The organism is Amycolatopsis sp. NPDC051371 (assembly GCF_040682155.1).
Lineage (GTDB): Bacteria > Actinomycetota > Actinomycetes > Mycobacteriales > Pseudonocardiaceae > Amycolatopsis.
The window spans coordinates 1-15,096 of sequence record NZ_JBFBAG010000095.1 but is presented as its reverse complement, the minus strand read 5'-3'; the positions used below and the strand labels follow the sequence as shown (position 1 = coordinate 15,096).

Annotated in this window: 13 protein-coding genes and 1 pseudogene; 6 read left to right on the top strand and 8 right to left on the bottom strand. The window is 66.8% G+C overall.

The genetic code is table 11. The features are described 5' to 3' along the window. Window positions 1–301: 301 nt before the first annotated feature. Both AB0M59_RS52840 and AB0M59_RS52835 read right to left on the bottom strand, forming a co-directional pair. Entirely contained in the window at window positions 302–724 is a 423-nt protein-coding gene (locus tag AB0M59_RS52840; RefSeq protein ID WP_364631826.1) for a hypothetical protein, read from the bottom strand. Beyond that, a pseudogene (locus AB0M59_RS52835) lies at window positions 710–763 on the bottom strand (hypothetical protein); the annotation flags it as partial. The gene AB0M59_RS52840 and the pseudogene AB0M59_RS52835, both read right to left, overlap by 15 nt. 596 nt (window positions 764–1,359) lie before the next feature. Between AB0M59_RS52835 and AB0M59_RS52830 the strand changes: the two are divergent. Then, window positions 1,360–1,932 (top strand): hypothetical protein, encoded by a 573-nt coding sequence (locus AB0M59_RS52830; protein ID WP_364631823.1) that lies wholly within the window; start codon window positions 1,360–1,362, stop codon window positions 1,930–1,932. 190 nt (window positions 1,933–2,122) lie between these two features. Beyond that, a complete protein-coding gene (locus tag AB0M59_RS52825; RefSeq protein WP_364631820.1) occupies window positions 2,123–3,022 on the top strand; it encodes a DUF418 domain-containing protein in 900 nt (299 codons plus the stop codon). Between the two features lie 127 nt (window positions 3,023–3,149). Here AB0M59_RS52825 and AB0M59_RS52820 read toward each other — a convergent pair whose 3' ends face one another. Further along, complete coding sequence (locus AB0M59_RS52820; RefSeq protein ID WP_364631817.1) at window positions 3,150–3,962, bottom strand: winged helix-turn-helix domain-containing protein; 813 nt, start codon at window positions 3,960–3,962, stop codon at window positions 3,150–3,152. Window positions 3,963–4,743: 781 nt separating this feature from the next. Continuing rightward, complete coding sequence (locus AB0M59_RS52815; RefSeq protein ID WP_364631815.1) at window positions 4,744–5,130, bottom strand: hypothetical protein; 387 nt, start codon at window positions 5,128–5,130, stop codon at window positions 4,744–4,746. A 28-nt stretch (window positions 5,131–5,158) separates the two neighbouring features. On the opposite strand from AB0M59_RS52815, the gene AB0M59_RS52810 reads away from it, so the two are divergent. Further along, window positions 5,159–5,365 carry a hypothetical protein gene (locus tag AB0M59_RS52810; protein ID WP_364631812.1) on the top strand — a complete coding sequence of 69 codons (207 nt, stop codon included), beginning with the start codon at window positions 5,159–5,161 and terminating at the stop codon, window positions 5,363–5,365. 1,016 nt (window positions 5,366–6,381) lie between these two features. Here AB0M59_RS52810 and AB0M59_RS52805 read toward each other — a convergent pair. The 3 genes from AB0M59_RS52805 to AB0M59_RS52795 form a co-directional block, all read right to left on the bottom strand. Beyond that, window positions 6,382–6,765, bottom strand: a complete 384-nt coding sequence (locus AB0M59_RS52805) for a hypothetical protein (RefSeq protein WP_364631809.1) — start codon at window positions 6,763–6,765, stop codon at window positions 6,382–6,384. Between the two features lie 358 nt (window positions 6,766–7,123). Continuing rightward, window positions 7,124–9,919, bottom strand: coding sequence for a M48 family metalloprotease (locus AB0M59_RS52800; RefSeq protein ID WP_364631806.1), 2,796 nt, complete (start codon window positions 9,917–9,919; stop codon window positions 7,124–7,126). Between the two features lie 56 nt (window positions 9,920–9,975). Further along, window positions 9,976–10,479, bottom strand: a complete 504-nt coding sequence (locus tag AB0M59_RS52795) for a hypothetical protein (protein WP_364631803.1) — start codon at window positions 10,477–10,479, stop codon at window positions 9,976–9,978. A gap of 358 nt (window positions 10,480–10,837) precedes the next feature. Here AB0M59_RS52795 and AB0M59_RS52790 point away from each other — a divergent pair, with 358 nt between their 5' ends. From AB0M59_RS52790 to AB0M59_RS52780, 3 genes are all read left to right on the top strand, one after another. Next, window positions 10,838–11,236 (top strand): hypothetical protein, encoded by a 399-nt coding sequence (locus AB0M59_RS52790; RefSeq protein WP_364631800.1) that lies wholly within the window; start codon window positions 10,838–10,840, stop codon window positions 11,234–11,236. Between the two features lie 71 nt (window positions 11,237–11,307). Next, window positions 11,308–13,017 carry a hypothetical protein gene (locus AB0M59_RS52785; RefSeq protein ID WP_364631798.1) on the top strand — a complete coding sequence of 570 codons (1,710 nt, stop codon included), beginning with the start codon at window positions 11,308–11,310 and terminating at the stop codon, window positions 13,015–13,017. Between the two features lie 184 nt (window positions 13,018–13,201). Next, window positions 13,202–13,930 (top strand): hypothetical protein, encoded by a 729-nt coding sequence (locus tag AB0M59_RS52780; protein ID WP_364631796.1) that lies wholly within the window; start codon window positions 13,202–13,204, stop codon window positions 13,928–13,930. 623 nt (window positions 13,931–14,553) lie between these two features. On the opposite strand, the gene AB0M59_RS52775 is transcribed toward AB0M59_RS52780, so the two are convergent. Next, window positions 14,554–15,003: a hypothetical protein gene (locus AB0M59_RS52775; RefSeq protein ID WP_364631793.1), complete on the bottom strand. Its 450-nt coding sequence runs from the start codon at window positions 15,001–15,003 to the stop codon at window positions 14,554–14,556. Window positions 15,004–15,096 lie beyond the last annotated feature (93 nt).

Genomic DNA, 15,096 nt, shown 5'->3' with positions numbered 1-15,096 from the left:
CGGTCGGCGAACGACAGGCGGACTGGGCGACTCGAGGGTTCACACCGCTGTGGAGGCATCACTCCGCCAGCCTCACGGAACCACCGCCAGGCGACGGTCTTCGACACGCCGACCGCCGCAGCAGCGACCTCGACAACCTCACCTCTCCGGATCCACGCCCAGAACGAGCGCTGAATCTCCACCGATATCGCAGGACGCCCCAACACAAACACGAGCGTCCGTTGACGACGCCGCAAGAAATTGCAATAATTCTGTCGGTATGACTGCCGAAAACACTGACGATCTCGCCGGTTGCCAGGTTTCAAACGTAAATATTGCCAAATTGGGAAGCGGAGACGGCGACGGGCCGTCCGCCGAGTACGCCGCACGCCGTGCTGAGGACGAGGCCTGAATGGCCGCTGAACGTGGCCCCTTCCTCGTATCGATTTGAGGGCATCGTTCGCCAGACGCGAGTGGAGCCGTCGTAGCTGGTTGTGACAGTTACAAGACCATCGTCGAGCGCGTTGCATGCTACGGCCCGTAGGGGTTGAGTGTGGCCAGTCAGGGTGGTTATTTCGTCGGCCGTGGCTAAATCCCAGACCCGTGCGGTGGTGTCGCGACTGGCAGTTACGGCAACGGGCTGTCCGTCGAGTACGCCGCAAGCCACTGCGGTCACTGCTTGGGAGTGACCAGTGAAGGCGATTATTTCCTCGCCTGAAGCCAGGTCCCACACTCGTGCAGTCATGTCCCAGCCGGCAGTGATGGCGACGGGCCCGTTCGTCGAGTACGCCGCACGCTACCGACGACGTCCAGGACGAGAATGACGTCTACGAGCACGCGAAGAAGTCGGTGCTCGACCCGAGCAAGCCGGTGGTCCAGGACGCACGCGCCGACCCGGTCGCTTCGGAACTGGGCGTCGTGTCCGGGGTGGCGGCGGGTGGGGAAGACCAGCCGTGCGGGGCGACATGCCCGGACGGCGACGGCTATCTGTACCGCGGTCTCTACGTCAGGCACTGGAAGTACGTCGATGCGCTGCAGGGACGGGCGGTTCCCCGGGGCGGTGAAGCATCCGTGGGGCAGCACGCGGCGCGCGCGCCGAGGTCGCATAGCCATGCATTACCAACCGTGCAGAGAGCGCGGCCGGCGAACGGGCCGAGGTCCGGCGCGACCATCGCTGACACCATGCGAGCGAGGCTTCCCCAGCGCATGCCCCGAAGGTTCGATGGAAGCCGGAGAGAGTGGAACGTGATGCGCAAGAACGCTCCTGAGATCGCCGATCCCCACGTCTCATCTGGATTGATTGGGCTTCCGACGAGTATAATCGACGAATTCATGGCCCGCATCGTGCCTGGGTCCGGTCGGATAGTGGGGTAGGCGACAGTGTCTGACGAGTTCTCTGAGGAGTTGAGCCGAATCGAAGCCAGGGCGTCGGCGGCGCCGCCTCCCTGGCTGGCTGTGTTGGAGGTCGAGCCGATCGACGGGTTCGAACCCTACGGGAGGAAGCTTCGCGAGATCGCCCGTGCCGCGGTTTCGGTGGCCCGCGATGAGGAATTCGACGCGGACGAGCTGGACGCATCGGGGGTTCCACGCTGGTTCGCCGACCTGACCGACGGGCGAGACGCGGATTCCGGCGGAATTCCGGCTTCCTCGCATCAAGGAAGTGCCGATTACTACCAGGCCAGGGGAGAGCGGGAATGGGATGTCCAGGAATGGCTCTTCTGCTTCGAGCCTGAACTGCGAAGGTGGTCGTGGTGGGACCTGACCACGCCGGACGGCCGCCGGGCGTTCATCTGGATCGACACCCGGGGTGAAGCGGTGATCCCGGCCGAGGAGCTTTGGTGGGCTGCCTTCGCATCGGGAGCCCGGAGCGTGTCCGGCCTTGTCATGAAGACGGGCGAGGAGTGGGCGCGGCAGCCGAGCGCCGGAATTCTCCAGACCGGGGAAAGCAGCTGACCTACCGCCCGATCGTGGCCCGCTGGATCTTCACCGTGTGCGCCGGAGCACCGTCTAACGGCCTGTACGGGTCGGTCGGGGTGACGCCGTCGGCGACCATCCGGTCGATCGTCGACATCCCGCTCACCGCGGTCCCCAGCTCGCGCGGCGGCAGCAGGCGGCGGGTGCCTCACCGGCCGCGGTCCGCCGGGTGCTGGTGCGGCGCAACGCGTGGCTGTTCGCGTTCGGGCTGGTGCACGGCGTCCTGCTGTTCTCCGGGGACATCCTCGGCGCCTACGGCCTCGTCGGGATCGGGTTCACCCTGCTCCTGCTGCAACGCGGTCACCGCGTATACCGTGTTCCGCTCGTGTATCTGGCCTTCGCGGCGATGACCGTCGTGGTCCTCGCCGTCGTCGTGGCGGCCTGGCTCGTCTCCGACCCGGCCGGTCCCTCGGCCATCCCGACCAGCGACTCCCCGTCCATGGCGGCCGGCGGCTTCACCGCCGCGATCGCGGCCAGGCTGACCGAATGGCCGCTGACCGTGCTGTCGATGCTGCCGTTCGTCCTGTTCGTGTGGGTGGGCGCATGGGCGGCGCGGCAGCGCGTGCTCGAGGAGCTGCAGGACCACCGTCGGCTGCTGCGGTGGGGCGCGGCGACGGGCCTCGGCGTCGCCGTCGCCGGCGGACTGCCGATGGGCCTGCTCGCCGGCGGATTCCTCCAGGTCGACGCCGAGACCGGCCCGGCCGTCAAGCTGCTCTACGAAGCGTCAGGCTTCTTCGGCGGGATCGGCTATCTCTGCCTGTTCGGCTTGCTCGCGCTCGCGTTGACGAGATCGCGGCGCAAGAACGTCGTCGTCGGCGCTCTCGCCGCGCTGGGGCAGCGCTCGTTGAGCGGATACCTGTTCCAGACCCTCGCCTGGACGGTTCTGGCCTCGCCGTTCCTGCTCTCACTCGGCCCCGGATCCGCGAGCCCCACGTTCACGGCGGCGATCGCGGCGGTGGCCGTCTGGCTGAGCACGGTCGTCGCCGCGTACGCGATGCAGCGGCGCGCCTACCGCGGACCGGCCGAGACAGTGCTGCGCCGGCTCACCTACGGCCGACGCGACCGGTAAACCCGGGCTGGCCGGACCACTCCAGCGGAGCCCGGCGGTGCTGGCGGCCCCCGGTTCGGGGCGGCGGCGTGCGCGATGACCTCGACGATGCCGTTCGTGGAGCACCGGGCAGGCAACGCGTCGTGTCTCAAAGATTGCGGTGGTGTTCAAGAAGGGCTTCACCGAGGGGCGTGAGGTTGTGCATGACCGCCATGCCTTCACGGCGAGTGGTGATCAGGCCACAGTCGCGAAGCACAGTTGTGTGCCTGCTGGCCGATGCCGGCGAGGTGCCGACGCAGCGGGCCAACCTAGTCGTTGTGGTACCGGTGCCGATTGCAGCGAGCACTGCAGCGCGGGTGGCGCCGATGAGTACTTTCAGTGAGCGCCCATTATTTCCGGCTTGTGTCCAGCGACAGCTGGCGTCGATGGGATAGATGAGCACTGGAGGCAGCGCGGGGTCGGCCAATGTGCAGGCGGTTCTCCCGCAGAAAAATGAGGGCACAAGGCGTAGGCCCCGTCCTTCGAGGTAGAGGTCCTGGTCGACAGCGTGCTCGACCTCAAGCACTGGTCGCCGCCATCGCGCGACGGGTCCGATGCCGGCCAGCATGGCTTCGATTCCACCGGTCAGGAACTGCTGGGCCCGCAAGGACCGGTCGGCGTCGATGGCACCTTGGACGAGCTCGAAGCAGGGACCGAGCATGGCGTCGTGGTAACGGGCGAGGGCAGCAGTGATCTCGGTAAGGAGGTCTCGGTCTCCGTCGGCGAGCGGGCGGACCCACTCAGGCACAGGAGCCACCGCGTCGAGGCGGGTCAGCTGCGCGCGAAGCTCCACGCGTGGGGTCGCGAAGAGCGCGGCTAGCCCCTCGGTCAGGCCACGACTGGCTTCCGGTGGAGTGAGGAAGTCCGGGAAATATGGTGCGGCGGGGGCGAGCGCGGCCAGCAGCGTGGCTCCCGGCGCCATTCGCTCCCGGGCCCTGCGATCGGATCGCACACTGTGAGCCCACGGCTCGAAGGTCGGCAGCCGATCCGGTTCACGCCAACGGAACCCGCTGAGCAGCACTTCCCACAAGGGGTCAGCCACTGGCGCCACGACCGTGCGCCCCAAATCGTCGTAGGTGAAATGTACGCGAAGCACTATTCCCCCAAAAGTCTCCAAAGCTCTGACCTGCAGGTTTCCGTGTCGGTGTAATAGCTACACGCGACCGCTTTCCAATGATATACAGAATTGTCCACAGTCGTATCGACAGCCCCGCCAGGTGACGGGCGAAGGCAGGTTGCTGTCAATGGCCCAAGATCAACGACGTCGACCGGAGGCAAAGTTGCCGTCGATCGGTCGTAGGCAAGAGTCTCGAAGGCTGACCAACGCGTAAAGGAGAAGTCATGAACCTCAAGAAATTCGTCAATGTGGCGGCCGTAGTTTCCCTCGCTACGCTTGGCAGCGTGGTGGTGAGCACTGGAGCGTACGCGTACGCGGCTCCACGCAACGGCGGTGGCCACTTCGACGTCTCGGACGGTTCGGCGGAGGTCTCGGGAACACTGAACTTCACCGGAGCCAGGACGTTCACGCTGAGCAATGTAGATCTGACAGACAGGGCGTGCGATGCCCGTTATGCGTTTTTTTACGCGGTGGACAACGTGGGTCACTTCGCGGAGCACCGAAACGGGAACGGATGCCACACGACCATTCATTGGGACTCTCTGTCCGGCGGATCCAGCGCTGGAGATCCTGACGTCGAGTACCTCTACATCCATGTGCAGGCCTGCAGTCTGACCAGCGGCTGCAGCGGAGGCGCGGACAGCCCCGCATTCGACAACCCGAACACATGATACCGGTTGCTCACATCGCGAATCGGTGCCACTGTAACGTTGTGTAGTCCGCGGAACGCGGGTCGTGCAAGGATCTCCACCGCGGCAAGTAGGCCCGTCGCGGCGTTGCCGTCGTCGAACCGCACCGCGTCCAGTACCTGTTGAGAGGTGAACTGGCGCAGGTACTTGCACGAGCTGTCCAAGACGGCGAGGTGTCTGTGATCGCGTGGCAGCTGCAGTGCGGTTTGCGCCAGCGCCGGACTGAATTGCAGGATCCGCCGGTATTTCGTCCACGTGGTGGGGTGGACGATCACGTTGGTCATGCCGGTCTCGTTCTCGAGATTCATGAGCGTGGTCGACGAGATCCACAACCTAAACCTGGCCACCCGCGCTGGCGCCGAGGTCTCCGACCAGCTCAAATGCTTCTCCGAACGCATCCTGGCGACGTTCGTCTACGCCGGGATCAACCTCGCGAAGATGAACCTGTTCACCGGCACCCGCGGCGAGCAGATCGCCGAGGCACTAGCTGTGATGTTCAAGGACGTTGTCCCGAGTTGAGGTGACCCGGTGACGGCCTGTCATACAGACAGGTGAAGGCCTCTGGATGTGAAGTGGAGCTGTCGAGAACCACATCACTCACCGGAGGCCTTCGCATCCCACCCTAACGCCACCCTGACCCCACGCACCCGCCTGCGACTCGATCGCCTGATCGTCGAACAGGGCTGGACCTCCGCAGCAGCAGCGAAAATGCTCAGTCGCGCCCAAGACCGCCGCGAAGTTGAGCGGTACCACTCGACGTCCGTCCACCTGGTCGTCACCGCCCGCCGGCCGCCAGATACTTATATGCAGAGTTGCTGTCCCTGGCAGCGGTTTCGAGGATCTTGCTGAACGTCTCTCTTGTCCTCGACGGTGGGACGGTGACACTGGGCGGGTGGGCAAGGGCGTCATGGAACCCGACGCTGAACGGTACGAGCCTGACGTCGGCGGCACGCAGTGACTTTCCGGCCGACGAGCGCGGCACCGATGCCTGCTGCTGCACTCGTGCCCACGCCGACGCCGAGCAGGGACACAAGAACGATTGCGACTATTGCGACGGTGGCGACAAAAATGCCTCCGACGAGGAGCGTAGTCCATAGCAGCGACTTGGCTCGACGAACCCGATCATCGTCGGATAGGACCCAGGTCACGACACTGCCTGCGGGCAGCAACATTGTGCCAGGGCTGATGCGATCGCCGGGGATCGGCGTCGCGTTGCACGTGGAGTGCGAGAGGCAGTCAGGTCGACAGCTCGGCAGCCTCGAGCAGCGCGATGTCGAATAGGGTTCGGTACTTGACACGAGCTCTCCCAGGACGGGAACCTTCCGGCTGCTCGGTCGATCGATCGTCTGTCCCGATCGACTCTGCCACCGCTTACCCCGCGCGTGAGCGCAGGTCACCGTCCTGGTCTCGTGAGCGACTACGGGCGGTCCTGGCGAACCGGTGCTCCACCCACGCCCCGCGTCAGACGATCGACGCGGTACTACCACGGTGACGTTACCAGACGCGGGCTCGCGGCGTTGCCCATTGCGCGGCGTCTACGTGTCCGGCGACATGTAGCGGCCGCGGTACACTCGTTCACCGTTCTCGCCTGCTCGCCAGGACAGACTTAGGCGTCCTCCGACCTTCCACAGGTCTGCCCAGCGGCGTAGATTTCGCTGTGTGGCGCGGCCGTCGAAGGCGCGGGCGAGCGAGTTGCTGTCGATGCAGAAGCCGCGGTCGCCGTCATCGGTCGTCACGGCCAGCCAGAGGGCCCATCTGTGGTCGCCTTCTGGTGTTCGACATGGAACGTTGTTGGGGTCGAGTCGCCAGGAGACATACGGCGTTGTCAGGATGACGCCTTCGTAGCCGACTCCGGCCTCCGGTTGTTTCCAGGGCTGGAGATCGTGGGGATCGAAGAAGAAGTCGGTCTGTGCTCCCATTTGGCTTATCTACCTGGATCGTCTGGCTGTAGCTTGAATATCGATCTATCCGACGAAGAACAGCCCCGCCGGCTCGGACAGCCGGCCTACGGCAACATCCCGAGTGGCGGATCCGTCCGGCGTGTCCGGTTCCACGTCGCCTCGGCCCGAGTGTAGATGTCGTAGGACTCGTAGGGAACCTAGTCGGAGGTGTGCGTCGCGAAAGTGTAGAGACGAAGAGGGCTCACTATTGCGCCACCTCCAATTTCGGCGAGCTATCGGCAGGTTCACTTCGTCCCGTTCTAGCCGGACGTGGGCGGCGGCAGATACGCCAACCACTTTGGCGACGATCACGCGGCGGACTGAACTGTCGTCGCGTTCAGAGTCCTCCGGTAAGTTTGGTCACCAGGTTGGTCACGAGCCGGTCGAAGAGCTCCAGTTCCGCCTGCGACGGTGGCTTCTGGAGGTAGCCCCCGAAGACCTCGACGGTGATGACGTTGTGCCCGACGTGGACACTGCAGTCCCGAATGACGACGATCGCGGGCTTCCCGTGGAACCGGCCGGTCAGCGAGTAGTTGCGCGTCCGAGCGGGGTAGGGGAGCGCGGGCACCGGCCCCGCGGTGACGACGCCGTCCAAGTGGCCACCGTCGTAGATTTCCTGCGGGGTGCGGTAGTGCCCGCACGCGCGCAGTTCGTCGTCCATCTCGGAGAACAGGTTTTCGACACCGGTGTAGGACGTGACCGACGCCGTCACATGCGCGCCGCCCACGGTGCCGTCCGCCGCGAATTTGTAGGCGCGCTCGACATCGGCTGTCCGGGGCATGGCTTTCTCGGTGGTGGTGAGCTTCTTGGTCGCGGCGTCGCAGGCCGGCGGCGTCACCGTCGGCGACGTTGAAGGCGCGTTGTCCTCGAGTTCCGCGTCGGGCGGGAGAACGGCCGACAGGTGGGCGAGCGCCGCCGTGGCGGCCGGTTCGTCCAGCGGGCGACCGTGGTCCTCCGACGTCGAGGGGACCACCGCCGTGACCGGAGCCAATGGCGGTGTGCCCAGTGCCATGGCGGCCTGCTCGGCTTCGTAGTCGTGCTGGGCGACGGTCACCGCTGCGAGTCTCCCGTCGATCAAGGCCGCGGCGAGCAGGACGGTGGCGGCCCCGGCGCCGACGGCCCAGAGCGCCGTCCCGCGCCGCGGGTCCCTGCGGGCCCAGGCGGACACGAGAAGCGAGGTCAGTGGAAGCGTGACGATCAGCGCGACCAGCAGGAGCCAGCCGGGCACCTCCACGGACTGCTGGAAGATCGTCGACTCCTTGGCGTGCCCGGCGATCCGGACAGCCACGTACTGGATGGCGCCGGCGACGCTGGTGACGAGCAGCCCGCTCACCAGAGCCGCCGGTGCCCCCGCCAGGGTCGCGCCGCGACGCCGGTTCGCGAGCAGGACGGCTACAGCCGCGACCAGTCCGGCGAGTGCGCAGATCCACCACCGCTGGTAGACCAAGACGTACCGGACGCCGTTGTCCTGACCGTCCTGCACGCGCAGGACCCAGGACAGCGCAGCGGCGGCGCCCCCGGCCACCGCCGTCACCACGATCACCGCCACGACGACCGGCCGGGGCCGGCGCCACCGCTGCTGCAGAGTGACGAACGTGAGCCCGGCCAGAATCAGGACCGGGGCGTACTGCCACGCACGATCACTGCCGAGCGCCACGACGTGACCGCGGGCGATCGCCGGATCGGGGAACAGGAGATAGGTCGCCACCGACGACACGGTCCCGCTGACGGCTGCGGTCAGGGCGACCACGACGGTGAGGGAGGCACCGAACTTGCTCAGCCGCCGGCGCAGCACGCTGTCCTCGGGCTCGGCGAGGCGAGTCGCGATCGCGGAGGTCAGCACGCTGACCGCGAACGCGGCCAGCGTCAGGCCGGCGATCAGCAACGGCCGTTCGGGAGCGAAGAAATCGGTGATCGCCGCGCTCGCACCCGGGACTTGCAGACAGAATCCGGCAACCAGCCCGAATACCGCGCCTGACCGGGAGCCGACCCACCGGGGCTTGGGCAGTGCTGCGCGGCGGGTCCACGCGGGCAGCACGACCGACGTCCACAGCAGTGCCGCCACGGCCAGCGCCACGTCGGCGGACAGCCGCGGATCCGTGTCGACGAACCCGAGCAGGTCCGCGAGGACGGCGTGGACGCCGTGGTAGGTCAGCATCGCCACGATGCCCGTGGCGGCGGTGAACACGAAGCCGCCGTCCCACCGCTCGTCGCGCTCAGTCGGGGCGAGCCGGTCCGCCGCCGGCGGATGCGTGGCGAACACCCGGGCCGCCCGCGAAGCCGGGCGGCTTCCGGCGCGGAGGACGGCGGCCATGGCGTCGGGATTTCCCGTCGCGTGCGCCGCGTGCCGGTCGGCGGCCAGTTCACGTCGGCGCAGCAGCGCCGCACGGACCACGAGCAGCGAGACAGCGGTGACCATGGCGATGATCAGCGATCCGCCGTAGAAGTCCCACATCGCCGCGGGCAGGTTCAAAATCGGGATCAGCGCCAAAACCAGCGCCGGAAAGGCCAGCCAGCCGGCCCACCAGACCGCCGATGCCCACAGGACGTCCCGGGCGCGGACGTGGCCCAGTTCGTGCAGCGCGACGGTGTCGAACGCGGCCCGATCGGTATAGGCGTAGGCCAGCGGGACGACGACCCACGGCCGTCCGCCCGGAAGACCGGTGGTGAAGGCGTCCGTGACGGCCGTCGCGGGTGGCGCGAGCACCAGCCGGGGGCGCCGGCGTCCGCGCAAGTCCTGGCTGTTGCACAACGCCATGAAGCGCGCGGTCAGTAGGTCGAGGTGCGGTGGTACCTCGACGAGCCGGCGTGGTCGCAGCCGCCAGCGCGTACTTAGGCCGCCGAACACCATCAGCAGCCACGCCGCGACGGGAAGGACGGCGGCCCCGGCGAGGCTGGTGAACGCGAGCCGGCGGTTGTAGTCGTGCGTGCAAGTGGCGTAGATTGGACCTGCGGAAGCCGGCGGCCTCGCTTCCGACACCGAGATTCCGTTACTGGTCAGGCACGCCTGCGCGGCTGTGTAGTCGCCGACGTCCTGCGTGACGAACAAAGCCTCGGCGGCGCCCGCGCCCGTGGCGGCCAGCGCGAGCGTGACCAGTACGTAGACCCACCACAGGCGCGGCGGCGCAGACACGGTGCGCAGACGGCGCCCAGCCTCGGGCTCGTCGGAGGCCTGGAGGACGGAGGAGGTCACAAGCGGCCGCCGTCCGCCGCCCGACGCAGGACACCGTGCACCGCGTCGCTCAGCAGCGTCGCCTCGGCCTCATTCAGACCCAGCGTCTGGGCGTGAACGATGCACGCATCCCGGATCTCGTCGATCCGGTCGACGTCCAGGACGAGCTGTGCCGGTCTCGCCGTCCGGCGGCGGCGCCACCACCGGCGGCGTTGCAGGCCGGCGAACCCCGCCGCGCCCAGCACCTGCCCGGCCGTCCCGGTCAGCACCGTGAAGATGATGTTGCTGAGCAGAGGAAGGTCGGTTCCCAAGCCGATCTCGCCGCCGGACCAGGCCCCGGCGGGCTTGCGGGGCTCCTTCCCCGCTGTCCATTCGGCTGTCACCAGCGCGAAATAGGGCAACTGGTCGGGAGCCACCTCGGCGACGACTTCCCGAGCGAGGTCGGCGAGCTCGACCGTGATCCGGGCCGGTAATACCACCCCTTCGCGGCCGGCACCTTCCGGACGGGCTTTTTCTGTCATCCGTTCATCCGATCCACTCGACCACACGCCAGAAACAGCACGGGGCATCAGTCGCTACGTGTGCACCAGGAGTTACAGCGGTAGCCAAACCTCACCTGGTGATCGCACGTTCGGAAGACGCAGGGTCCTGCCTCGGGAGGCGGGAGCAGCGGGAGACTGGCCAGATGGCCATCACCGGAGTCCTACACTGGGAAGGCCTCGGCCAGGATCACTCTGGTGAAGCAACGACGGCCTCTGCAACGATCGCTGATCTGCGATGCTTGCGCCGAATCTGCCGGAGGTTGTAGCAGTTCGGGCAGCGCGACCGATACCTCCCTTGCTCAAAGGTCTCGGCGAGGGGTTCGGTGTGATTGAATCAGTGGAACTGGTGGTCGCGGCGTTGGCTGCCGGTGCGGCGGTAGGTGCGCGTGAGACGGCATCCACAGCGGTGGAGGACGCGTATTCCGGAGCGAAGACGCTGGCCCTGCGCGCGTTGCGCCGCGCGGAACCGGTGCAGAGCGCTGTGGTGGAGGCGGTCGAGCGTGATGCGATCACGCCGACCGACGACGAGCGGGGGATCTCGCAGCGACGCGAACTTGGGGCCGCGTTGGCAGCGGCAGACGCGGGAGCCGACGACGAGCTGGTGGCCGCGGCGCTCAAGGTTCTGGAGCTGGCCGATCCCGCCGGGAGCCAGGCCGGAAAGTACCGGGTTTTCCTGCACGGCAATAACGGCACGGTGGTGGGCGACCACAACACCCAAACCAACAACTTCAACTGACCGGGCTACCGATGCTGTCGAATCCACACGACGCAGAACCACCGGCTGGCCTTCCCCCACTGGGAGGTCAGGTGCCGCCAGCGCGCGTAGTCCACGACAGTCAGGGGGTACTGGCGGGAGAGTACGGCTATCAGGAGAACAAATTCTTCAATGTCGGGCGTTCTCGTGAGTTTGTTACGGTGGAGTTTTCTTCGGTTCCGGACCTGGTCGGCCGGGCGGACGCGCTCGCGGCCCTGATGGCCGCCTTTGCGGGCGACTCGTCGAAGCCGGTCGTCCGGGTGCTGACCGGTGAGCGTGGTGTGGGGAAGTCAGCGCTGGCCGCTGCCCATGGTCATCTTCATCAGCGCCGTTACGGGTCGATGTTGTGGGTCGAGGCCCGTGAGCCTGATCAGATCGCCGAGCAGTGCCGCAAGCTGCTGAACGTGTTGGCCCCAGGGGAGGGCGCCGTCGACAACCCTGTGGACGTGCTGCACGGTCACCTGGCGAATAAGGACAAGCGGTGGCTGCTGGTCCTGGACGACGTCCGGCACCCGAGTTTGGTCCGGCGGTTGATTCCGGCGGCCGGTCTGGGTGACGTGATCGTCACCAGCGCGGCTACTGGATGGCGGGACCATGTCGCGATCGACGTCGAACCGCTCGCCTTCGAAGCGGCTACCAGTCTTCTGCTGCCGCCGGCAGGAGCCTTGACCAGGCCAGCGGCTCAGGCTGTGGCTGCGTCTCTCGGGGGTTCGCCACGGGCGCTGATCCGGGCTCGCGAAGCTTTGGCCATCAACAAGGCCGTCGATTGGGCGGACTATCTGCGACTGCACTCGACGGGGCAGGCCGACAGTTACGCCACGGACTCCGACGAAGCGGCGCAGGTCACCGGGAGAGCTCATCGAGACTGCGTGGCCGCCGGGTCGCTGCAGGACGGCCAGCAGGAGCTGTTCGTGGTCGATGGTAACCGCCGCCTTGTGCGCCGGTGGAACGACCTGGACCGGCCGTTCGGCCCCGAGGCGCGGTCGGGCTGGTCGCACTGGTGGCTGATGGACGAGCCCGAGCCGGTGTACCGGGTCGCCTGTTCCAGCTTGAACGCCGGGCACCTCGAAGTCTTCGCTGTGACCGGCGATCAGGGCTTGATTCACCGCTGGTACGAGCGTGATCCCGGGCGATGGTCGCCGTGGCGGGTGCTGGCCACGCCGGGCAAGATTACCGGAATCGACGCAGGCTCTCCCCTGGACGGTTATCAGGATCTGTTCGTGGTGACCACCGACGGCCAGGTGTTCACCCGAGAATTTGGCCGCGACCGTGGGGTTTGGACTGGCTGGAAAGATGGTGACGCACCTGAGCCCGTTGTCGGACTGGCCTGGTCGGGGATGAACCGGTCCCGTGGTCACCGCGAGTTGTTCGCCGTCACCAAGAGCGGGCGTGTCTTGCACCGATGGAACCACATGGACACCACCGGAGACTGGAGTGACTGGGCCGACATGGACGCTCCAGGCCGCGTCCGTACCGCCACCGCTGGATCAGCTCGGCGAGCACAGCAGGACCTGGTCCTCGTCCTGGACGACGGCACCGTCTTCGCCCGGCGATACGGCCGCACTGGTAGGGGCTGGGACTCCGACTGGACACCGATGTCCGCTCGTGAACCCATCGTCACCATCACCAGCTCTTCTTTGACCGCCGGACATTTGGAACTGTTCGCCACCACCCACCACGGTGCCCTGCTGCACCGCTGGTATTGGGCAAGCACGGGGTGGACCGACTGGGAGCCGTTCGAATGGGCACCACAGGCACCATGACCTGGACGGTTTACCGGGCCGCACGGGCTCTTACGCACAGAAGTTCTGCCGCGGTCGAAACCATTGCATACCCCCAGGTTCCGGTGGAGATCTGACCAAGCAGCGTGACGCGGCGGACATCGATGGGTCCGGGCCGCGCGGGTGCGAGACTGGGCTGCAACTTGACGACGCGAAGGAGCTCGCTGTGGCCGCTGACGCCCTTGAAGGACCGTTGCCGGCGTCGAGCGGGGCGGGGCAGCCGGCCCTTGCGCTGCTGGACAAGGCCATCGGCTTGCAGACACCGCTGGTGCGCAAGAACATCGCCCGGGCCCGTCAGCGCAACCCGGAGGCGACCCCGGCGGAGGTCGTGCGCGCCCTGGAGCGGATGTACGTCGGCGCCCTGGCGGGCACAGGGGCCGCGGTCGGGGCCACCGCGGCCGCGCCCGCCGTCGGCACCGGGGTCGCGCTGGCACTGTCGGCGGGCGAAGCCTTCTCTTCGCTCGAACTGAGCACCCTGTTCGTGCTTTCGGTCGCCGAGGTCCACGGCGTTCAGTTGGACGAGATCGAACGGCGGCGGACCCTCGTCATGGGGATCCTGCTTGGCCAGTCAGGTTCCACGACCATTGTCGGCAAGGTCGCCGAGCGCACCGGTCAGCACTGGGCACGCCAGCTCGTCAGCAAGGTACCCATGACGACTCTGCGCCAGATCAACAGCGTCCTGGGCAGGAACTTCATCACCAAATACGGCACCAAGCAGGGCATCATCGTGCTCGGCCGGGTGGCTCCGTTCGGCATCGGCGCGGTGATCGGCGGTGGCGCCAACGCCACCGTCGCCGCCCTCGCAGTCCGAGCCGCCCGACGCGCGTTCGGGCCAGCGCCACAGTCATGGCCCGAGACAGATCTGGATCCCGCGCCTCCCACTACGGCTACTTGAGCGGAGTTTCGTACCGGGTGCCGGGTCGGCGGCGGATGTACTCGCGAATCCTGGTCACCGCGACCGGTACCCTGATACTGCGACTATCGCTGCGATGGCGGCGGCGATAATTGGCATTAGGTCTTTGATTTTCAACTCCTCGCTTGCGGAACGACCATATGTAAGTGAGTCAGGCTTGACGGTATGGAGTCGTGTTTGATTGTGATCGAGTTACATAATTCACTCTGATGGTCTATCGGCTTGTCCGATGTGCGATTGGTCTGAACGGGCTAGCGCCATCGCTCGCCGGGTCGGTTGAACTCGGCGCCCTTGGCGTGTGAGAAGGCTGACGTCGCAGCGGCAAGAGGGGCATCAGGCGGAGGCAGGAATGCCGCCCTGCCCTCGGCGCCCCCCGTGGCGTCACCGGGCACTTCCGGCAGTTGCAGCGCGACTTCACGCCGCCTCCGGCGATCGCACCAGCCTTACCGCCAGCGCCCATGCCGCAGCTCGCCGCGCAACGTGACTGTCCACACTGCGGCGGACCCGTCACCATCGTCGCGCTGCTCACCACCCCAGAAGCCGCCCGCCCGCACATGCCAGCCGCCGCACCCGACGGAGTGATCCCACTCCGCCGCTGACACCGGCTAAGCTGCTCCCGCCATCTGGGGAAGTTGATCTAGTACAGGTGGGGCGTTTCGATTAGCGCCGTCAGTGTCGATGGTGGCGCGGTGCTCGCGCAGCAGTTCACTGGTGGCGAGGTCTTTGCCGAGTTCGCGGCGGTAGATGGTCTCGTAGTACTCGGTGAACAGCCCTGCCCGGTCGGTGGGGGCTTTGCCCAGCTGCGACAGCAGCATGGTCATGATGGTCACCTGCAGCGGCGTACGCATCAGCCACCCAACTGTGCCGTCGTCGGCGGCGGTGTCGATGCGCTGGAGCAGGCGTTGGACGGCGGCCGGGTCGGCGCTGCAGCGAACGGTGATCAGCCGCTGGGCGTATCGGCGCGCGATCGGGCGCGACAGTTGCTGCACGTGAATGTGGCGGAAGTGCTGCGGCGCGAATTCTTCCTGGTAGCCCTGGGGGCGCGTGGTGGCCACTAGTGTGTCGCGTCTGAAATTCGTGGGTTAGGTGTCTATGCTGGGTGGATGTCTGATGCGGGTCGTTCTGCTGGCGAGTTTGTGTTGAGCGAT

Bases quoted from the DNA above. Each gene is read 5' to 3' on its own strand.
- AB0M59_RS52840 (WP_364631826.1), bottom strand. From the start codon at position 724: ATGACTGCACGAGTGTGGGACCTGGCTTCAGGCGAGGAAATAATCGCC.
- AB0M59_RS52820 (WP_364631817.1), bottom strand. From the start codon at position 3,962: ATGGCGCCGGGAGCCACGCTGCTGGCCGCGCTCGCCCCCGCCGCACCA.
- AB0M59_RS52815 (WP_364631815.1), bottom strand. From the start codon at position 5,130: ATGACCAACGTGATCGTCCACCCCACCACGTGGACGAAATACCGGCGG.
- AB0M59_RS52805 (WP_364631809.1), bottom strand. From the start codon at position 6,765: ATGGGAGCACAGACCGACTTCTTCTTCGATCCCCACGATCTCCAGCCC.
- AB0M59_RS52795 (WP_364631803.1), bottom strand. From the start codon at position 10,479: ATGACAGAAAAAGCCCGTCCGGAAGGTGCCGGCCGCGAAGGGGTGGTA.